This is a genomic window from Streptomyces sp. NPDC043176 (genome assembly GCF_056436715.1).
The window spans coordinates 291,697-310,478 of the sequence record NZ_JBWKCA010000004.1 but is presented as its reverse complement, the minus strand read 5'-3'; the positions used below and the strand labels follow the sequence as shown (position 1 = coordinate 310,478).

Sequence of the window (18,782 nt, the reverse complement as noted above, 5' to 3'; positions counted from 1 at the left end):
GCCATGTCCACCAGCACCGCCACCCTCATGGACGGCACGGCCCTCGCCCGCCGTACGGTCGAGGAGACCGCCGCCCGCGCCGCCGAGATCACCCGCCGTACCGGCGTCACGCCGTGTCTCGCGACCGTCCTCGTCGGCGCGGACCCCGCCTCCGTGACGTACGTGAAGATGAAGCAGAACCGCTGCGCGAAGGCGGGAATCCGCTCCAAGCACGTCGAGCTGCCCGCCGCCACCACGACCGGGGAACTCGTCGCCGCCATCACCGCCCTGTCCGAGGACCCCGAGGTCCACGGCATCCTCCTCCAGCACCCGGTCGGCCAGCACATCGACGAGCGTGCCGCCTTCGAGGCGATCGCCCCGGAGAAGGACGTCGACGGCGTCACGACGGCGTCCTTCGCCGCCATGGGCTTCGGCCTGCCCGGCTTCGTCTCCTGCACGCCCGGCGGGATCATGCGCCTCCTCGACGCCTACGACGTCGAGCTCAGCGGCAAGCGGGCGGTCGTCGTCGGCCGCAGCGCGATCCTCGGCAAGCCCGCGGGTCTGCTCCTCCTCGGCCGCGACGCCACCGTCACCTACTGCCACTCGCGCACCCAGGACCTCTCGTCCGTCGTCCGCGAGGCCGACATCCTGGTGGCGGCCGTCGGCAAGCCGAACTTCATCAAGGGCGAGGACATCAAGCCGGGCGCCGTCGTCATCGACGCCGGCTACAACCCGGGCAACGTCGGCGACGTCGACTTCGCCTCCGCCGCCGAACGCGCTTCCCTCATCACCCCCGTGCCCGGCGGCGTCGGCCCCATGACCATCGCCGTCCTCCTCGCCCAGACCGTCGAGGGCGCGGAGCGCCAGCTCGGCCTGTAGGAGCCGCCTGCCCCGCCGCGCCGGGGCGGAGGCCCGGCGGGGTGCCCTGGTGGGGCGACCTGGGGGGTGACGCCGGCACGGAGGACCGAGGGGGCGACCGTGGCGGGACACCGCGGTGAGGCGGCCCCCAGGCCGCCCCCCAGGCCGCCCCCCAGGCCGCCCCCCCAGGCCGACCCCGGCGGACCGCCCCCCAGGCAGGCCCACCTCAGGCCGGCCCCGGCGGACCGACCCCGGTAGAGGACCGGTTCTCCACCCCCACGAGCGGTGTGCCTACGCGCCGTCGGCCGTGGCACCGGCCGTCAGCGCCGTCGCCAGGGCGACGGCCGGGTCCCGGTCCGGCGGCCCCGCAGGCTCCCAGCGAGCGCCCTCTCCGGCGTAGGGCCACCAGCGACCGTCGGCGCCGAGCCGGAGCTGTCCCCGCGTGCCCACCACCGTCCACCGGGTGCCCGACCGGCGCAGCACGGGCCGCTCGTCGTCCTCCCAGGCCTCCGACAGGAGCGTGCCGGCCCGGGCGAGGCTCTCCCCGTCAGGAGCCCACTCCTCCTCCAGTACGGAGAGGGCCGCGGCCCCGCCGAGCCGCCACGCGCGCGTGGCCAGGTCCAGCTCGTCCGGTGTCCGGCCGGATCCGGAGCCGAGCCGTGCGGTGATCCACGGCGCCGGTGAGTCCACCGCGAGCCGTACGGCGTCCTGATCGGCCGTCAGACGTGTCCTCGCCGCATCTCGTTGTACGGCTCCGAGGGCGGCGGCCAGCATCCCGTGGGCGCGGGCCGCCGCGTCCGTCGCCAGGAACTCCAGGGCGGTCGGGTCCACCCCCGGCGCGGGGTCCGTGTCCGTGTCCAGGGCGGGCGGGACGCCCGGGGCGGCGGCCACGAGCGGCGGTGCGGGCAGCGGCGGCAGGAGGAACCCCTCCGCGTACGCGTCGGCGGCCGAGACGCCCGGCATGCCGCCGACACCCGCCGCGGCCTCGGCGGTCGGGGCGCCGTCCTCGCCGCTTCCGCCGCGAGCCGACGGAGCGGAGGCACGCGCGACGCTGCGCGCCTGGAGCTGGTCGAGCAGGGTGCGCTCGGCGCGCCCCCGCATCAGCAGCAGGACGAAGGGGTCCTCGTCGAGCAGGCGCGCGACCTGGTAGCAGAGCGCCGACGTGTGCGGGCAGTGGTCCCAGGCCTCGCAGCCGCACTCCGGGTCGAGGTCGCCGATGCCGGGCAGCAGATCGAGCCCGGCGGCAGCCGCGTCCTCCACCAGATGGGGCGGCATCTCGCGGTCGAGGAGGGCCGCGATGTGCCCCGCGCTGTCCGCGGCGAGGTCGAGGAACCGTTCCCACTCGCCGTCGGAGAGCTCCCGCACCAGGACGTCGCTGCGGTACGCCGTGCCGTCGCGGTCCTTGACGACCGCCGTGATCCGGCCGGGCCGCACCGTCACGGCGCCCACCGCCCCCGCGCGCGCGTGGCGGCGGCCGGCCTTGAGCTGCACCGTGTCCAGCGCGGTGTCCTCCAGGGCCTTGAGCCACGCCCGACCCCACCAGGTCCGGGCGAAGGACGTGCCCTTCGTCGGCGGCAGGGCCGCGAACGTGCGCTCGTCGCCCCCCGGCCCGCTCCCGGGGGAGCCCCCCTGCCCGCCGAGCGGTCCGTCTCCCTGCCCGTACGCGTCTCCCGCCCCGCTCATCGTCCGTCCCCTCTCAGCCGTACCAGCTCGGCCAGTTCGGCATCGGTCAGTTCGGTCAGCTCCCGTGGGGCGTCGGACCCCGTCCCGAGCACGCTGTCCGCGAGTTCCTTCTTGCGGTCGAGCATGGCCGCGATCCGGTCCTCGACCGTGCCTTCGGCGATCAGGCGGTGGACCTGGACCGGCCGGTCCTGCCCGATCCGGTAGGCGCGATCGGTGGCCTGCGCCTCCACGGCCGGGTTCCACCAGCGGTCGTAGTGCACGACGTGCTCGGCCCGGGTGAGGTTGAGCCCCGTTCCCGCGGCCTTCAGGGAGAGCAGGAAGACGGGGACGTCCCCGTCCTGGAAGCGGGCGACCATCGCCTCCCGTTCGGAGACCGGCGTGCCGCCGTGCAGGAACTGCGTCCGCACCCCGCGTGCCGCCAGATGCGTCTCCAGGATCCGGGCCATCCCCACGTACTGGGTGAACACCAGCGTGCGCGCGCCTTCGGCGAGGATCGTGTCGAGGAGTTCGTCGAGCAGCTCCAGCTTGCCCGAGCGGCCCTCGATCCGGGGCCGCTCCTCCTTGAGGTACTGGGCGGGATGGTTGCAGATCTGCTTGAGGGCGGTCAGCAACTGCATGACGAGGCCCCGGCGCTCCATGCCGTCGGCGGCGGCGATCGCCTCCAGGGTCTCCCGTACCACCGCCTCGTAGAGTCCGGCCTGCTCCGGCGCCAGGGAGACGGCCCGGTCGGTCTCCGTCTTCGGCGGCAGTTCGGGTGCGATGCCGGGATCGGACTTGCGGCGGCGCAGCAGGAACGGACGGACGAGGGACGCGAGCCGCTCGGCGGCGGCCGGGTCCGTACCGCCCTCGACGGCGGCGGCGAACCGGGTCCGGAACGCCCCCAGGCTGCCGAGCAGCCCCGGCGTGGTCCAGTCGAGGATCGCCCACAGCTCGGAGAGGTTGTTCTCCACCGGCGTGCCGGACAGCGCCACGCGTGCGCGTGCCCCGATGGTCCGCAGCTGCCTGGCCGTCGCCGAGTACGGGTTCTTGACGTGCTGTGCCTCGTCCGCGACGACGAGTCCCCAGTTCCGTGCGGCGAGCCGCTGGGCGTCGAGCCGCATGGTGCCGTACGTGGTGAGGACGAAGCCGGCGTCGGCGAGCCCGTCCGGATCGCGAGTGGCGCCGTGGAAGCGGCGCACCGGTGTGCCGGGCGCGAACTTCTCGATCTCGCGCTGCCAGTTGCCCATGAGGGAGGTGGGGCAGACGACGAGCGTGGGGCCCGCGGCGGCGGGGTCGGCCTGGCGGTGCAGATGGAGCGCGATGACGGTGATGGTCTTGCCGAGGCCCATGTCGTCGGCGAGGCAGCCGCCGAGGCCGAGCGAGGTCATCCGGTGCAGCCAGTCGAGCCCGCGCAGCTGGTAGTCCCGCAGGGTCGCGGCGAGGCCGGCGGGCTGGGAGATCTCGGGCCGGCCGCCCTCGGGGTCGGCGAGCCGTTCCCGGAGCCGCTCCAGCCAGCCGGTCGCCGCCACTTCGACGGACTGTCCGTCGACCTCGGTCGTGCCCGTGAGCACGGCCGCGAGCGCGTCGACCGGTGTCACCTCGCGGTCCTGCCGGGACGTGGCCCGGCGGACCTCCGCCGGGTCCACGAGGACCCAGCGGTCGCGCAACCGGACGAGCGGCCGGCCGGCCTCGGCGAGTGCGTCGAGCTCGGCCCGGGTCAGCTCGCGGTCGCCGACGGCGAAGCGCCAGTGGAAGCCGAGCAGGGCGTCGGCGGAGAGGAAGGAGGGGAGCGAGGAGGCGTGGACGGCGGAAGGAAGGGAGGTGTCGGAAGAGTCCTCGGCCGGACCGTCGGCACCGGTTCCTCGCAGCCCCGTGTCCACGGGCCCGATCGCCGCGCGGGCGGTCAGCCGGTCGGAGAGTTCGCGCGGCCAGTGCACCTGGACGCCCGTCGCCGCGAGGGCGCGGGCCGCCGGGCCCAGGAGTTCGGCGACCTCCTCGTCGGCGAGCTCGACGCTGTCGGGAACGGCCGCGGAGAGCAGCGGAGACAGCGGGGGCCAGGCCCGGGCGGCCCGGCGCAGGGCGAGCAGGGCGTCCATACGGGCACGAGGCCCGAAGGCTCCCGCCGGAGCCGCGCCCGCCCACACCTCCGCCGCGTCCGCGACCAGCGTCGGATCGGCGACTCCGTGCAGCTGGAGCACGGCGCGGAAGGCCGGTGCGTCGGGCGCGTCGGCGGTGAAGCCGGGCAGTTCGAGCCGCAGCGACAGCCGGACTCCCGCGTCGTGGACGGCCGCCACGTCGGCCGCCCACGCCCGCTGCTCGGGGATCCGCTGCGGCGCGTCGGCGGCGAACGCGGGGCCACCCGCCGCGATCGGCGCGGCCGGGGTACGGGGGAGGGTGTCCGCGACCGCGTCGGCGAAGGCGCGCAGCAGCGCCTCGGGGGCGGGCAGCAGCAGCGGTTCGTCCAAGGAGAGCGGAACGGCGTGCGCCACGGGCGGCATCGAGGCGGCGAGCGTCCGCAGGTCCGCCAGCTCCTCCGGGCCGAGCGGGCCGACGCGCCACGCGTCGTGGTCCGCGGCGGTGAGCCCGGGCAGGAGGAGGCCACGGGAGACGAGGTCGAGGGCGAGGAGCGACGCGGCGCCCCAGAAGGACGCCGCCGGGGACGCGCCGTCCGCGAACCGCGCGCGCAGGAGCAGCGGCAGGACGTCCCGCACGGGGACGGCGTGGGCGGGGACGGTCACGGGCCGGTGGCCGTCCCCGTCCACGACGGTGAGTTCGACGTGCGACGCGGAGTCCTCGGCAGCGCCGCCGTCCGGGAGGGCTTCGCCCTCCGGCGACCAGAACGCGATCCGGCCGGCGCGCGGCGGATCGGCGGGGAGGAAGACGGCCGCATGCCGGGCGAGGGCGGGATCGAGCCCGGGGGCCGGCTCGGGTGAGGTGTCGGGAGCGGGTTCCCGGCCGGGAGTGGGAGCGGGTTCGCGGGCCGAATCATCGGGTCCGTACGACAGCGACAACGCATTCCTCAAATTTGACTACCTGGGGACCGAGCCGCCGAGGCTACCCCACCGCACCCGTCTGACGTGCCATCAACAGCCGTGATCCGCCTCACACGGCGCGAGGTGGGGCTGCCCCCACCCCCGCCCCCCGGGCCACCCCCTGCCCGGGACGGGTGGTGACGCCATGGCCCCGGACGATCACGGATCCGTACGTTCTCGGTAGGGCTCCGGCGACCGCTCGCCACCGCACCCGGCGAAGACGACGGACCCCCGGCCGCCCCGTACGACCGAGAGAAACCGGAGCCCCACATGTCCCAGGCCACCGTCCTGCCCCCGGCCCCCGCACCGACCGTGCCGCTCCCCGAGGTCACCACCGGGAAGCCCGGCCGCGCCAGGGGCGCCAGCGAGTTCACCCCGCTCCTCCGGACGGTCAGGGAACAGGGCCTGCTCGAACACCGCCCCGGCTGGTACGCCCGGGGCATCGCCGTCAACCTCATCGGCATCGCCGCCGTCGTGGCGGGCCTCGCCCTGATCGGCCCCTCGTGGTGGGCACTCCTCCTCGCCGTCCCCCTGGCCCTGCTGTCCGCCCGCGCCGCGTTCGTCGGCCACGACGCCGGCCACGCCCAGATCACCGCCGACCGCAGGGCGAGCCGGATCATCCAGCTCGTCCACGCCAACCTCCTCCTCGGCATGAGCCGGGAGTGGTGGAACGACAAGCACAACCGTCACCACGCCAACCCGAACCACCTCGACAAGGACCCGGACGTCGCGGCGGACATCCTCGTCTTCGCGGAACACCAGACGACGGGCCGCACCGGACTGCGCGGGTTCCTCACCCGTCACCAGGCCTGGCTGTTCTTCCCGCTGACCACGCTGGAGGGCATCGCCCTCAAGGTCTACGGCGTCCAGGCCCTGCTCGCGAAGGACGGCCCCTGCCGCACCCGCCGCGACCGGCTGGTGGAGGGCGGTCTGCTCCTCGCCCACTTCGCCGGGTACGCCACGCTGCTCCTCACCCTCCTCACCCCCGCACAGGCCCTCGTGTTCGCCCTCGTCCACCAGATGCTCCTCGGCGTGCACCTGGGCATGGCCTTCGCCCCCAACCACAAGGGCATGGAGCGGCCGGACGAGCACGAGGACGGGGCCAGTTGGGGCCATCTGCGCCGGCAGGTGCTCACCTCGCGCAACATCCGCGGCGGCGCCCTGACCGACTGGTTCCTCGGCGGGCTCAACTACCAGGTCGAGCACCACCTCTTCCCGAGCATGCCGCGCCCCCACCTGCGGCTGGCCCAGCCCGCCGTCAAGGCCCACTGCGCCGGGCTGGGCGTCCCGTACACCGAGACGGGCTTCCTCGACTCGTACCGCCAGGCGCTCGGCCACCTGCACGAGGTGGGCGCGCCGCTCCGTTCCGAGGGTGCCGAGTAGGGGCGCCACGTCAGGGGCGCGATGTTCTCGACGGGGTCGCGGACGCCGGCTTCGAGGTCGCGCCCGGTGACCTCGGCGAGAACATCACGGCCCGCGGGATCGACCTCCTCGGCCTGCCCGCTCCTGCGGATCGGCGCCCACGCCGGCCCCGATCGAGGACGGGACGCCGCCGAGAGCCCTCGGTCCCTACCCCGCCAGGGCGCAGGAGTTGATCACGTCACCGCCCGCCGGCCGCGCGATCGTGCGGTCCGCGGGCGGAGCCGTACCCTCCTCGACCCAGCGCGTCAGCGCGTCGAACGCGGAGCGGTAGCAGGGCAGGATCGGCCGCAGCCGGTCCGGGTAGGTGTCGTACAGGCCGTCGGTGTGCGTCCCGCCCTCCACCGTGTAGTACCGGTGCAGACCGCCCCGTCGGCGCGCGTCGATCATCCCCGCGTACACGTCGGAGTCGGTGGCGATGGGCAGCAGCGTGTCGAGGTCGCCGTGCAGGGTGATGAGCGGCTTGCCGATCCGGCCGGTCAGCGCGACCTTCGCGACCGCGCGGTGCACGGCCCCCGGCCGGGAGACGTAGTCGTACGAGGCGTCCGAGGCGCAGGGCGCGAGGATCTGCTCCACCGTGCCGCCGATGGAGGCGCCGGGGCAGGCGGGGTCGTACGAGGGGTCGAACTCGGCCCGGAACATCTTCTGCGTCAGACCCCAGTACGCCTTCTCGTGGTACGGCCACAGGAACCGCGAGCCGGGTGCGAAGCCCGCCGCGATCAGGTCGTCGTCGGTGGCCAGGCCCTGCGACCGTGCCACCGTGACCGGCAGGCTGGTCAGCAGGTTGGGGCCGTGCGTGGTCCACAGCACGCCCTCCCAGTCGACCCCGCCGTCGTACAGCTCGGGCCGGTTCTCCAGCTGCCAGCGCGTCAGGTAGCCGGCATTGGAGATGCCCGTCATGTACGTGTGCTCGGGCGCCTTCCCGTACCGCTGGCGCACGGCCTTCCCGGCCGCCCGCGTCAGTTCGGTCACCCTCCGGTTCCACTCGGCGACCGCGTCACCCGGAGCCTGCCCGTCGGTGAAGAAGTTCGGGCCGGTGTTGCCCTTGTCGGTGGCCGCGTAGGCGAACCCCTTGGCGAGGACCTCGTCGGAGATCAGCGCGTCCGTCGAGTACTGGCGCCGTGTGCCCGGCGCACCGGTGACGACGAGCCCGCCGTTCCAGTGGTCCGGCAGCCGGATGACGAACTGCGCGTCGTGCGACCAGCCGTGGGTGGCGTTGAGCCGCGACTCGTCGGGGAAGTAGCCGTCGATCTGGACGCCCGGCACCCCGGACGGGTTACGGGTCCCCTTCGCGGCCAGGCCCGCCTGGTCGGCCATGTCGGTGTACGGCGTGCCGGCGAGCCCCGCGGTGGTCAGGTCCTCCAGACACGCGGTCTCCTGGTGCTCGGCACCGGGCACATGGAGCCGGGCCTGCCGCGCGCAGTGCGCGGTGGCCTCCTCCGCGGCCCCGGCAGGGCTCGCGGGCGCGAGGGCGGTGACGGTCAGCAGCGCGGCGAACAGGGAGACGCCTGGGAACAGGCGCATGGTGGCCTCCGAGGGGACGACGTGACGGTGTACAGCGCCACATCGTGCGGTGGGCCCCCACCGCCGGACCATGGTTCGGAACCACACCTCGGCCCTGCGCCTCATGTGGGTGCGGGACGGGCCGCTCCCCGGCGGCCGCACTCGCTACCCTGCGGGGATGGAGATTCCCACCACGGACGACATCCGCGCCCTGCACCTGAAGTACGCCCCCGACGAAGCGGCGTTCGAGCGCGTCTTCACCCACTGCGAGATCGTGTGGAAGGTCGCCCAGCAGCTGATGTCGCGCGCGGACCGGGGCGTCGACCCGGAACTGGTGCGCGCCGGGTGCCTCCTCCACGACATCGGCGTCTACCGCCTGTACGACGCCGAGGGTCGGCGGGACGGCCGGAGCTACCTGCTGCACGGGATGCTGGGCCACGAGATCCTCGCGTCCGAGGGCCTGCCGGAGGCGCTGTGCCGTTTCTGCTCGTGCCACACCGGCGTCGGGCTGACCAAGGAGGACGTCCTCGAGCAGGGGCTGCCGCTGCCGCCGGCCGACTACGTCGCGGTCTCCCCCGAAGAGCGCCTGGTGATGTACGCCGACAAGTTCCACAGCAAGAGCACGCCGCCCAGGTTCGTGTCCCCCGAGACCTACGAAACGGCCGTCGGCCGCTTCGGTGACGACAAGGCCGCGGCCTTCCGGACCTTCCGCGCGGTCTACGGCGACCCGGAGCTGGCCGGACTGGCCTCCGAGTACGGGCACGCCGTCACGTGACCCCGGGGGCGCGGCACCCCCAGGGCCTCCGGAAAGTGGAGCCAGGCGGGGCTCTCCGGGCGCCCCTGGGGTCCGTACGCGCTCACTACGGGCGCACGGCCATCGCCGCGAGCCCTTCGAGGAGGGCGGTCAGCTTCGGGCTCCGGGGTACCGGCAGCACCTCGTGGGGCAGCTCGTCGAGGAGGACGAAGGCCATGTCGCCGGTGCGGGCCGTCAGCGACCAGCCGGGGCCGTCCGCGCGCAGGGTGCACGGGCCGCCCTCCGGGCCGCCGTCGGACCGCACGCGCCCGACCGGCGGCGCTTCCTCCAGGTAGCCCTGGAGTTCGGCCAGCGCCTTCCTGACCCCGTCGTAGGCATCGGGCTCCGTGGACAGCGGAGGGTTCTCGCCCGTAACAGGAGTCGGGGCCGCGGTCGGAGCCTCCGCGGTCGGAGCCGGGACCCCCGGAGACTCGGCCCCGTCGGACGGAGCCGGGTCTGCCGGCGATTCGTCGCCCGCCCGGGACCGCCAGGCGGCCCACTGGAGCGCGACCTCGTCGGCGCCGAGACGGCGCTGCGCCGGACCCCACTCCGTCCCCGAGGGCGGGACCAGCGGATCGGGGTCGCCTTCCTGCGGCTCCGGGTCGTGCGGGGCCGGTACCCCCGGGGCGCGGGAGGCCAGGTCGAGGGGCCAGCCCGGCAGCCCGGTCACCACCGAACGCTCGTCGGGGGAGAGGTCGTACGCCATGCCGCAGTCCCAGGACGAGATGGCCACGGCGACCAGCGACACGTCGTCGACGACCACCGTCCACCGCGCCCCGAGCCCGTCCTGGCCGAACACGAGCCCGTACCCCTCCGCGTACGGCGGGAGGCCGAGCGCGGCGCAGGCCGCCGGATAGTCGTCGCCGAGCACGCTCAGGAAGCGCTCGGGCGTCAGCAGTGCCGCGGTCAGCACGAACAACGCGTCCGCGTCGCCGTCGGCCTCTGCCTCGGCGCTCGGGTCCGTCCCAGCCACGGCATCCTCCCCATCCGGTCGTCGGCGCACCTTAACCAGTGAGTAACCCGCGCGTCGAGGGGCTTCGCCCGGGAACCCGGGACCTCGGGTTCCGCCCTTCAGGCGTCTCTCGCCGGCGGTGCCGGGGTCTCCTCGCGCAGACCGAGCAGCGAACGGGCGACGGCGCTCGGCGACTGGTTGCGCTCGCGGGCGAGGGTGAGGACGGCCCGGCAGGCCAGCTCGTTGACGCCGAAGGTCAGCATGTCGGGGGAGACCCGGGTCGACGCCTCCTCCGCGCGGGCCGCGTCGTCCTCGGCGCACGCCACCACGTACGCCGCCGCCGCTTCGAAGAGGTTGTGCCCCTGCCGGGCGCGCGGTGGCGCCGGCGCGGCGGCCGAGGGCGGCCGCCGTGCGGAGGGGAGGAGTCTGCGCAGTCTTTCCGGTACTCGTGCCACGGCCCGCCGCCTCTCCCGGGCACGACTGCCCGGCATGTCCACGGTAATCAGTGAAGTGCCGTGACAGAAGGGTGCGTTGACGCCCGCGGTCACGAAGCGGCACCGGGGACGGGCAGGTCGCCCGGGGCGGCCCCGGCATGCTGCCCGCCGCGCCCGGCCGGACCGCCGGTTCGGAGGGCGGCTCAGGCTTCCCGTACGGCCATGGCCAGATAGCGCGCGTCCTCGTCCACGTAGCTGACGAGCCGCCAGCCCGCTTCGGCGAGCACCGGGCGCAGCCGGGGCTCCGCCCGCAGGTCGTCCGGGGTGATCTGCCGGCCGTGGCGGGCCGCGAGCGCGGCGCGGCCGATCGGGTGGAAGAGTGCGAGCCGACCACCGGGGCGTACGACACGGGCCAGTTCGCGCAGGTCGGCGACGGGGTCGGCCAGGTGGGACACGAGTCCCGCGCCGAACACGGCGTCGAGGGCGCCGTCGTGCACCGGGAGCCGGCCGACGTCGGCGAGCAGCAGGGTCGCGACGCCCTCGTGGGCGGTCCGGTCGCTCACGTCGTTGCGGCCGCCGCGGCCGGCGGCGACGGCCTGTTCGAGCATCTCGGGAGTGAGGTCGACACCGAGTACGGTGCCGGTGGGGCCGACGGCGGCGCGGAGCGGCGGCAGGGCCCGGCCGGTCCCGCAGCCGGCGTCGAGCACGGAGTCCCCGGGGCGCAGGTCCAGCTCTTCGACGGCGGCGGCGTACGCGGGCCCGTCGTCCGGGAACCTGCTGTCCCAGTCGGCCGCGCGGGCACCGAAGAACTCTCGTACGTGTGTGGGGTCATCGCTCATGAGCTCATGATCGCGCACTCGGAAGGGTGAGCGTTCTGTGTGCTCGTTCGAACTCGGCGCGATCGTTCGGGACCATCTCTCTGTCATATTCCATCAGCTTTCGAAATGCGCCCCTGGTGCGCCCCCCAGTGCGCACTAGCGTCCCGGAGCCATGGGACACCTGGACCACGCCACCTTCGGCTGGCTGACACCCGCGCTGTCGTACGCGATGGCCTGCATCGGCGCCGCCCTCGGCCTGCGCTGCACCGTAAGGGCGCTCGACGCCACCGGTCGCTCGCGACGGAACTGGCTCCTGACAGCCGCCTCCGCGATCGGCACCGGCATCTGGACGATGCACTTCGTCGCGATGCTCGGCTTCGGCGTCACCGGCACCGACATCCGCTACGACGTGCCGCTCACCATCCTCAGTCTCGTCATCGCGATGGCCGTCGTCGGCGTCGGGGTGTTCGCCGTCGGCTACGGACGGGACCGGGTCCGCTCGCTCCTGATCGGAGGACTCACCACGGGCGTCGGCGTGGCGAGCATGCACTACATGGGCATGGCCGCGCTCCGGCTCCACGGCCGGGTCACGTACGACCCCGTCCTCGTCGGCCTCTCGGTGCTCATCGCCGTCGTCGCCGCCACCGCGGCGCTCTGGGCGGCCCTCAACATCCACGCGCCGGCCGCGGTCGCCGTCGCCTCGCTGGTGATGGGCGCGGCCGTCAGCAGCATGCACTACACCGGGATGTTCGCCGTGGGGGTCGAGGTCGTCCCCTCCGCCGAGGTCCTCCCCGGCGCCACGGTCATGCAGTTCATCTTCCCGCTCGCCGTCGGGCTCGGCTCGTACCTCTTCATCACCTCCGCCTTCGTGGCCCTCTCACCGACGGCCAGGGAGCGGGCGGCGTACGCCTCCGCAGGACGTCTGACGGAGCCGGACGAGCGCGCCGTGGACGTCGCGCCTCCCGGCTTCCGCACCTCCGAACCCGCTCGCACGCCCACGACTTGACCGCCGTGCCCAGGACCTGACCCGCGCGCGCCGCCCGTCCGAGCACATCCGGAGACGCGCCGGGCGACCGTGGCGACCGGACCCGGCGCCCCGACCCCCGTACGACCCACAGCACCAGAGCACCAAGCAGCCGGAACGAGGAGGCCATGCGAACTCCCCGCAAGACCAAGGGCGCCGAGGCGACACCGCCGCCGGCCGCCGCACGCGGGCGGCGCGCACACGCCGGGCAGCCCGCCGACGAACCGGGGCAGCGGACCCCCGAGGCCTCCCCGGCCCCCGGCGACACCTCCACCGGGGCATCGGCCAAGGCCGCGCCGCCCGCCGCCGGTCCGCACGGCTCCGGGGTTCCGCACGACGCCACCGGCCCGCACGGACAGGCCCACCCGCACGGGCAGGCCCACCCGCACGGACCCGCCGGTCCGCACGGACCCGCCGCCGGGCGTCGCGTCAGCCACGGCCTGCGCCCGCGTACGGTCCGTGCCAAGATCGTGTCGCTCCTGATGGTCCCGGTCGTCTCGCTCCTCGCCCTGTGGGGGTTCGCCACCGTCACCACCGCCCAGGACGTCGCCGCGCTCCGCCGCCTCCAGCGCGTCGACGCCGAGATCCGGGAGCCCGTGGCGACCGCCCTCGCGGCACTCCAGGACGAACGGCGCGCCGCCGTACGGCAGGTCGCCGCGCCCGGTGCCACCCGTGCCGCCGAACTCGAGGACCGGATCCGCCGCACGGACGAGGCCGTCGACCGGCTCCGCCTCGACGACGCGCACACCGTCGGGGACACCGGGGACCTGCCCGACGACGTCGCCGGCCGGGTGGGCGCCTTCGTCGGCAAGGTCGAGGGCCTCGCCAAGCTCCGTACCGCCGCCACGGACGGCCGGGCGGACTGGGACCAGGTGTACGAGGAGTACACCGCCGCGGTCACGGCCGCCTTCGCCGTCGACGGCGCCCTCACCGGGATCCAGGACGGCGGACAGGGCTCCGACGCGCGCGTGCTCCTGGAATTCGGCAGGGCCGGCGAGATGCTGTCCCGCGAGGACGCCCTCCTCACCTCCGCCCATCTCACCGGCAGCCTCACCGGCGACCGACTCCGCGCCTTCGTCGGCGCCGTCGACACCCGCCGCACGCTCACCGCCTCGGCCACCGCCGACCTGCCCGCCGCCGCACGCGCCGAATGGGCCGGTCTCGCCGCGGGCGGCGACCACGCCCGTCTCACCCGGGCCGAGGACCGGATCCGCGCCGCGAGCCCCGGCCGCCCCGCCGCCCAGGCGGTCACCTCAGCCGACTGGGACGACACCCTCACCGCCGTACGCCGTGGCCTCACCGGCATCGAGACCGACGCCCGCACGGCGGCGGCCGACCGTACCGACCCCTTCGCCGGCGGTGTTTTCAGCGCGGGTGGCGCCGCCGTCGTCCTCGGCCTCGCGGCCGTCGCCGCCTCCCTCGTGATCTCCGTCAGGATCGGCCGCGGTCTCGTCGTCGAACTCGTGAGCCTCCGCAACACCGCCCTCGGCATCGCCCGTCGCAAACTCCCCTCCGCCATGCGCCGGCTGCGCGCGGGCGAGGAGATCGACGTCCAGGCGGAGGCCCCGCCGGGGCCCGTCTCCCAGGACGAGATCGGACAGGTCGGCGAGGCCCTCACCACCGTTCACCGAGCGGCCCTCTCCGCGGCCGTCGAACGCGCCGAACTCGCCAGCGGCATCTCCGGCGTCTTCGTCAACCTCGCCCGCCGCAGCCAGGTCCTCGTCCACCGCCAGCTCAACCTCCTGGACAGCATGGAGCGGCGCGCCGACGATCCCAACGAGCTCGGCGACCTCTTCCGCCTCGACCACCTCACCACCCGCATGCGGCGCCACGCCGAGAGCCTGATCATCCTGTCCGGCGCCGCACCCGGCCGTGCCTGGCGCATGCCCGTCCCGCTCACCAACGTCGTCCGCGCGGCCGTCTCCGAAATCGAGGACTACGCGCGCGTGGAGGTGCGGCGACTGCCCGAGACGGCCGTCGTCGGCGGGGCCGTCGCCGACCTGACGCACCTCCTGGCCGAACTCATCGAGAACGCCGCACAGTTCTCGCCGCCCCACACCAAGGTGCGCGTCAGCGGCGAACCCGTCGGCAACGGATACGCCCTGGAGATCGAGGACCGGGGGCTCGGCATGGGCAAGGACACCCTCGCCGAGGCCAACGACCGCATCGCCCGGTCCGAGGCCCTCGACCTCTTCGACAGCGATCGCCTCGGGCTCTTCGTGGTCAGCCGCCTCTCCGCCCGCCACGACATCAAGGTCCACCTCCGCACCTCCCCGTACGGCGGCACCACCGCCGTCGTCCTGCTCCCGACCGACCTGCTCCAGGGCGCACTCCCGCCGGGCCGCGGCACGCCGGCGACCGGACCGGCACCCGACAGGGCCCACGCCGGAGCCTCGGACACCGGGGACCCGCGTACCCAGGGCTCCGGTGCGGCCGGGAAGACCGGCGACCCGCGGGCGGACGGCGCGCGCGCCGCGCGGGAACACGAAGAGGCCCAGCGGGCCGAGGCCCGCCGCTTCGGCAGGCCACCGGCGCCGCGTGCGCCCGCGCGGGCCGGGACGCCCGCCCCGACCGCCCCGGCGGTCGCGACCGGCACACCGGCGGGGCCCGGCGGGCCCTCCGTGCCCCCCGCCGCGGGACCGCGCCGGAGCGTTCCGCAGCCGGCGGCCGGCACGGGGGCCGGCACTCCACCCCGGTCGGCGGACGCGTCCCGGCCGCCGGTCCCGCCGCAGTCCCTGCCGCACCCGCAGCCGCAGCCGCTGCCCCGCCCGGCCGCCGTGCCCGCGCTCGCCGCCGGACCGGCCGCGGGCCCGCCGCCCGCCGGGGTCACCGAACTGCGCCGGCGCGGCCCCGTCGTACCGCCGCCGGCGGGGGACCGCCCGTCCGGTACGCCGACCGGTCCCGGCGGGCACGACGACTCCGAGGCCGAACTGCCCCGTCGTGTACGCCAGGCGAGCCTGGTCCCGCAGCTGCGCGAGGCACCCGCGCCGCAGCCCGTCCTCGCAGCGCCCGCCGGACCGGACGCCCGTACTCCGGAGCGGGTCAGGGACCGGATGGCGGCCTACCAGGACGGGTGGCAGCGGGGAGGCGGCGGCGCGGCCGGCATCCGGCGTCCCCTCGGCACCGGCTTCGGCGGCGAGCAGGGTCCCGCATCCGCCACCGAGCCCGGCGGGGACCCCCGTACTACTCCGGGGGCGCACACGGGCCCGTACGAGGACCCTCGTACGGCTCCGGGGGCGCATACCGGCCCCTACGCGGACCCCGCCACGCGCGCGTACCCGGCCTCAGCCCCGAGCCCGCACCCGGCCTCGCCCCAGGGCCCGGCCCCGAGCGCGGACTTCGGCACCGTGCACCGCCTCGGCCACGACCACGGCACGGCCCACCTCGACGACACCCGCACCGAAGGAGACGACGCATGATCGACCACGAGAGGATCTCCCACCACCGGTCCGGCGAGCTCGACTGGCTCCTCGACGACCTCGTCATGCGGGTCCGCGAGGTCCGGCACACGGTGGTGCTCTCCAACGACGGACTCGCCGTCGGAGCCTCCAGCGGACTCAGCCGCGAGGACGCCGAGCACCTGGCCGCCATCGCCTCCGGATTCCACAGCCTCGCCAAGGGCGCGGGCCGGCAGTTCCACACCGGCGGGGTCCGCCAGACCATGGTCGAGATGGACGACGGCTTCCTCTTCGTCGCAGCGGCGGGGGACGGCTCCTGCCTCGCCGTACTCAGCTCCGCGAGCGCCGACATCGGCCTCATCGCGTACGAGATGGCCCGCCTCGTCAAGCGCGTCGGCGAGCACCTGCACACCCCGCCGCGGCTCACGGTGACACCGCCGACCGCCGGCTGACCCGGAGAGACTCCATGAACGAGGACAGCACCGGCGACGGTCCGTCCGTGCCGGGCAGCCAGTGGTACGACGCCGACGCCGGACCACTCGTCCGCCCCTACGCGATGACAGGCGGCCGCACCAAACCGGGGCCCAGCAACGTGCGGTTCGACCTCATCGCCCTCGTCGTCGTGGACGACGACCCGCCCGGACCGGCGGACGAGGCCTTCCTCGGGCCCGAGCACCGGTCCCTGCTCACCCTCTGCCGGGCCGAGACGCAGTCGGTCGCCGAACTCGCGGCCGACGCCGACCTCCCCGTCGGTGTCGTCCGGGTGCTCCTCGGCGACCTCCTCGAATCGGGCTTCGTACGCGTCAGCAGGCCCGTACCGCCCGCGCAGCTCCCTGACGAAAGAATCCTGAGGGAAGTAATCGATGGCCTACGAGCGCTCTGAGAGAACAGGCGCCGGCGACGAGGCGGACAGCACCGCCCTCGCCCTGAAGATCCTCGTCGCCGGTGGATTCGGCGTGGGCAAGACGACCCTCGTCGGCGCGGTCAGCGAGATACGCCCCCTGCGCACCGAGGAACAGCTCAGCCGCGCCGGACAGTCCGTCGACGACACCGGGGGAGTCGACCAGAAGACCACCACGACCGTGGCCATGGACTTCGGTCGCATCACGATCCGTTCCGGTCTCTCCCTCTACCTCTTCGGGACGCCCGGACAGGACCGCTTCTGGTTCCTCTGGGACGAGCTGTCACAGGGCGCCCTGGGGGCGGTCGTCCTCGCCGACACGCGCCGCCTGGAGGACTGCTTCCCGGCGGTCGACTACTTCGAGCACCGGAAGATTCCCTTCGTCGTCGCCGTCAACTGCTTCACGGGCGCGCGTACGTACGGCGCGGCCGACGTCTCCCTCGCTCTCGACCTGGACCGCGGCACGCCGGTCGTGCTCTGCGACGCGCGTGACCGCGACTCCGGGAAGGAAGTGCTCATCCGCCTCGTCGAGTACGCGGGACGGATGCACACAGCCCGGCTCCTGGACAGCGTCGGCTGATCCCCGGAGGTACGCCATCGGCTGAATTCCGGCGTACAGCGTGGGCCGAATCCCGGCGTACACCGGGGGCTGTCTTCGGAGGTGCTCCCTCGGCTGCACGCCGGGGTACACCGTCGGCTGCACACCGGGGTACACCGTCGGCCTCTCCCCGCCCGTACGCCCGAGTACGCCGACGCGACCGGTGACAACCCGCCTCAGTCCGAGACGCCGCCTTCGGCGATCACCTTGTCGATCCTCACCCGGACGAGGAGTTCGCCGGGGACCGCGTTGCGGTCGCCGAACTCCGCCGCCCGTTCCTCACCCATGTAGCGTGCGCCGATGCGGGTGGCCCACCGGCGCAACTCGGCCGGATCCTCGTCGAGTTCGGCACGGCCGAACAGGGAGACGAAGGCGAAGGGCGGCCGGTCGTCGTCGACGCACAGCGCCGCCCGTCCGTCCCGGGCGAGGTTGCGGCCCTTCACCGTGTCCTTGCCCGTGTTGAACACGAAGTCGTCGCCGTCGAGCAGGAACCAGACCGGCACGACGTGGGGGCTGCCGTCGTCGCGTACGGTCGCGAGTTTGCCGGTTCGGGTCCCCGTGGACACGAAGGTCCGCCACTGATCCTCGGTCATCTTGGTCATGGGCCCCATCCTGCGGCACGCGCGGGCGTGGTGCGGTGCTTGCCCTGTTCACGACAGTGCGTAAGGCTTGCGGCGATACGGCGGACCACGGAGGCACGGGGACCACGGGAATCCGGGTCGACGGGGACGCACCACCCAGGGGGAGGAACACTGATGGCATTGGACAAGGGCCTGGACTGGCTCCTCGACGACCTGACGCAGCGGGTCGGGTACATACGGCACGCGCTGGTGCTGTCGAACGACGGACTCGTGACGGGTGCCAGCAGCGGGCTCGCACGAGAGGACGCCGAGCACCTGGCAGCGGTCTCCTCCGGGCTGCACAGCCTTGCCAGGGGCTCGGGCCGGCACTTCCGGGCAGGCCGGGCGCGGCAGACCATGGTCGAGTTCGACGAGGCCCTGCTCTTCGTGACGGCGGCGGGCGAGGGCAGCTGCCTGTGCGTCCTCAGTGCGGCGGAGGCGGACGTCGGCCAGGTGGCCTACGAGATGACCCTGCTGGTCAACCGCGTCGGCGAGCACCTGGGCGTGGCGGCACGGCATCCGGGCCTGCCCGGCGGCGCGCTCTGACGAAAGAGGCGCTGACGTCCCGGGTGTGACGTCCGGGGTGTGACGTCCGGGGTGTGGCGTCCAGGGTTTCGCGACCGGGCGCTGACGGCCGCGGCGCTGGGTTCGGGGTGTCACGGACGGTCGTTGACGGTCGGGTCCAGCGGGCAGGAGCCCTTCCCGGTCCTCTGTTGTCCACAGGCCGTTGTCCACAGGTCGTGCGACTGTCGTCACTCTGCGTTACGTTCTCTTTCGTGGGTCCGAGGGAT

Annotated in this window: 16 protein-coding genes; 9 read left to right on the top strand and 7 right to left on the bottom strand. The window is 74.4% G+C overall.

Annotation, left to right across the window (positions count from 1 at the left end):
- Positions 1-3: 3 nt before the first annotated feature.
- A complete protein-coding gene (locus AC067A_RS08650; protein ID WP_478616392.1) occupies positions 4-858 on the top strand; it encodes a bifunctional 5,10-methylenetetrahydrofolate dehydrogenase/5,10-methenyltetrahydrofolate cyclohydrolase in 855 nt (284 codons plus the stop codon).
- Between the two features lie 270 nt (positions 859-1,128).
- On the opposite strand, the gene AC067A_RS08645 is transcribed toward AC067A_RS08650, so the two are convergent.
- Together AC067A_RS08645 and AC067A_RS08640 are read right to left on the bottom strand one after the other, a co-directional pair.
- Positions 1,129-2,520 (bottom strand): SWF or SNF family helicase, encoded by a 1,392-nt coding sequence (locus AC067A_RS08645; RefSeq protein WP_478616389.1) that lies wholly within the window; start codon positions 2,518-2,520, stop codon positions 1,129-1,131.
- Entirely contained in the window at positions 2,517-5,522 is a 3,006-nt protein-coding gene (locus AC067A_RS08640; RefSeq protein WP_478616386.1) for an SNF2-related protein, read from the bottom strand. The genes AC067A_RS08645 and AC067A_RS08640 overlap by 4 nt, the downstream gene beginning before the upstream one ends.
- Before the next feature lie 279 nt (positions 5,523-5,801).
- Here AC067A_RS08640 and AC067A_RS08635 point away from each other — a divergent pair, with 279 nt between their 5' ends.
- Entirely contained in the window at positions 5,802-6,914 is a 1,113-nt protein-coding gene (locus AC067A_RS08635; protein WP_478616383.1) for a fatty acid desaturase family protein, read from the top strand.
- Positions 6,915-7,100: 186 nt separating this feature from the next.
- Here AC067A_RS08635 and AC067A_RS08630 read toward each other — a convergent pair whose 3' ends face one another.
- Positions 7,101-8,474: a tannase/feruloyl esterase family alpha/beta hydrolase gene (locus tag AC067A_RS08630; protein ID WP_478616380.1), complete on the bottom strand. Its 1,374-nt coding sequence runs from the start codon at positions 8,472-8,474 to the stop codon at positions 7,101-7,103.
- A gap of 157 nt (positions 8,475-8,631) precedes the next feature.
- Here AC067A_RS08630 and AC067A_RS08625 point away from each other — a divergent pair, with 157 nt between their 5' ends.
- Positions 8,632-9,228: an HD domain-containing protein gene (locus AC067A_RS08625; RefSeq protein ID WP_478616377.1), complete on the top strand. Its 597-nt coding sequence runs from the start codon at positions 8,632-8,634 to the stop codon at positions 9,226-9,228.
- A gap of 85 nt (positions 9,229-9,313) precedes the next feature.
- Here the strand turns inward: AC067A_RS08625 and AC067A_RS08620 are convergent, their stop codons facing one another.
- The 3 genes from AC067A_RS08620 to AC067A_RS08610 all read right to left on the bottom strand — a co-directional run bounded on the left by AC067A_RS08620 (position 9,314) and on the right by AC067A_RS08610 (position 11,471).
- Positions 9,314-10,219, bottom strand: coding sequence for a hypothetical protein (locus tag AC067A_RS08620; RefSeq protein WP_478616375.1), 906 nt, complete (start codon positions 10,217-10,219; stop codon positions 9,314-9,316).
- Positions 10,220-10,317: 98 nt separating this feature from the next.
- Positions 10,318-10,653, bottom strand: a complete 336-nt coding sequence (locus AC067A_RS08615) for a hypothetical protein (protein ID WP_478616372.1) — start codon at positions 10,651-10,653, stop codon at positions 10,318-10,320.
- A 182-nt stretch (positions 10,654-10,835) separates the two neighbouring features.
- Entirely contained in the window at positions 10,836-11,471 is a 636-nt protein-coding gene (locus AC067A_RS08610) for a class I SAM-dependent methyltransferase (protein ID WP_478616370.1), read from the bottom strand.
- A gap of 151 nt (positions 11,472-11,622) precedes the next feature.
- Here AC067A_RS08610 and AC067A_RS08605 point away from each other — a divergent pair, with 151 nt between their 5' ends.
- The 5 genes from AC067A_RS08605 (at position 11,623) to AC067A_RS08585 (ending at position 17,353) form a co-directional block, all read left to right on the top strand.
- Positions 11,623-12,456 carry an MHYT domain-containing protein gene (locus AC067A_RS08605; RefSeq protein ID WP_478616367.1) on the top strand — a complete coding sequence of 278 codons (834 nt, stop codon included), beginning with the start codon at positions 11,623-11,625 and terminating at the stop codon, positions 12,454-12,456.
- 146 nt (positions 12,457-12,602) lie between these two features.
- Positions 12,603-15,893, top strand: coding sequence for a sensor histidine kinase (locus AC067A_RS08600; protein ID WP_478616364.1), 3,291 nt, complete (start codon positions 12,603-12,605; stop codon positions 15,891-15,893).
- Positions 15,890-16,324, top strand: a complete 435-nt coding sequence (locus AC067A_RS08595; protein ID WP_478616362.1) for a roadblock/LC7 domain-containing protein — start codon at positions 15,890-15,892, stop codon at positions 16,322-16,324. Before AC067A_RS08600 ends, AC067A_RS08595 begins: the two co-directional genes overlap by 4 nt.
- 14 nt (positions 16,325-16,338) lie before the next feature.
- On the top strand, positions 16,339-16,755 hold the full coding sequence (locus AC067A_RS08590) for a DUF742 domain-containing protein (RefSeq protein WP_478616359.1): 417 nt from the start codon (positions 16,339-16,341) through the stop codon (positions 16,753-16,755).
- A complete protein-coding gene (locus AC067A_RS08585) occupies positions 16,736-17,353 on the top strand; it encodes a GTP-binding protein (RefSeq protein ID WP_478616356.1) in 618 nt (205 codons plus the stop codon). The genes AC067A_RS08590 and AC067A_RS08585 overlap by 20 nt, the downstream gene beginning before the upstream one ends.
- A gap of 194 nt (positions 17,354-17,547) precedes the next feature.
- Here AC067A_RS08585 and AC067A_RS08580 read toward each other — a convergent pair whose 3' ends face one another.
- Positions 17,548-17,973, bottom strand: a complete 426-nt coding sequence (locus tag AC067A_RS08580; protein ID WP_478616353.1) for a PPOX class F420-dependent oxidoreductase — start codon at positions 17,971-17,973, stop codon at positions 17,548-17,550.
- Positions 17,974-18,126: 153 nt separating this feature from the next.
- On the opposite strand from AC067A_RS08580, the gene AC067A_RS08575 reads away from it, so the two are divergent.
- On the top strand, positions 18,127-18,537 hold the full coding sequence (locus AC067A_RS08575; protein WP_478616350.1) for a roadblock/LC7 domain-containing protein: 411 nt from the start codon (positions 18,127-18,129) through the stop codon (positions 18,535-18,537).
- Positions 18,538-18,782 lie beyond the last annotated feature (245 nt).

What these genes read in the sequence shown, in the direction of transcription:
- AC067A_RS08650 (WP_478616392.1), top strand. Translation starts at nt 4, where the DNA reads ATGTCCACCAGCACCGCCACCCTCATGGACGGCACGGCCCTCGCCCGC.
- AC067A_RS08645 (WP_478616389.1), bottom strand. Translation starts at nt 2,520, where the DNA reads ATGAGCGGGGCGGGAGACGCGTACGGGCAGGGAGACGGACCGCTCGGC.
- AC067A_RS08635 (WP_478616383.1), top strand. Translation starts at nt 5,802, where the DNA reads ATGTCCCAGGCCACCGTCCTGCCCCCGGCCCCCGCACCGACCGTGCCG.
- AC067A_RS08630 (WP_478616380.1), bottom strand. Translation starts at nt 8,474, where the DNA reads ATGCGCCTGTTCCCAGGCGTCTCCCTGTTCGCCGCGCTGCTGACCGTC.
- AC067A_RS08625 (WP_478616377.1), top strand. Translation starts at nt 8,632, where the DNA reads ATGGAGATTCCCACCACGGACGACATCCGCGCCCTGCACCTGAAGTAC.
- AC067A_RS08610 (WP_478616370.1), bottom strand. Translation starts at nt 11,471, where the DNA reads ATGAGCGATGACCCCACACACGTACGAGAGTTCTTCGGTGCCCGCGCG.
- AC067A_RS08605 (WP_478616367.1), top strand. Translation starts at nt 11,623, where the DNA reads ATGGGACACCTGGACCACGCCACCTTCGGCTGGCTGACACCCGCGCTG.
- AC067A_RS08600 (WP_478616364.1), top strand. Translation starts at nt 12,603, where the DNA reads ATGCGAACTCCCCGCAAGACCAAGGGCGCCGAGGCGACACCGCCGCCG.
- AC067A_RS08595 (WP_478616362.1), top strand. Translation starts at nt 15,890, where the DNA reads ATGATCGACCACGAGAGGATCTCCCACCACCGGTCCGGCGAGCTCGAC.
- AC067A_RS08590 (WP_478616359.1), top strand. Translation starts at nt 16,339, where the DNA reads ATGAACGAGGACAGCACCGGCGACGGTCCGTCCGTGCCGGGCAGCCAG.
- AC067A_RS08585 (WP_478616356.1), top strand. Translation starts at nt 16,736, where the DNA reads ATGGCCTACGAGCGCTCTGAGAGAACAGGCGCCGGCGACGAGGCGGAC.
- AC067A_RS08580 (WP_478616353.1), bottom strand. Translation starts at nt 17,973, where the DNA reads ATGACCAAGATGACCGAGGATCAGTGGCGGACCTTCGTGTCCACGGGG.
- AC067A_RS08575 (WP_478616350.1), top strand. Translation starts at nt 18,127, where the DNA reads ATGGCATTGGACAAGGGCCTGGACTGGCTCCTCGACGACCTGACGCAG.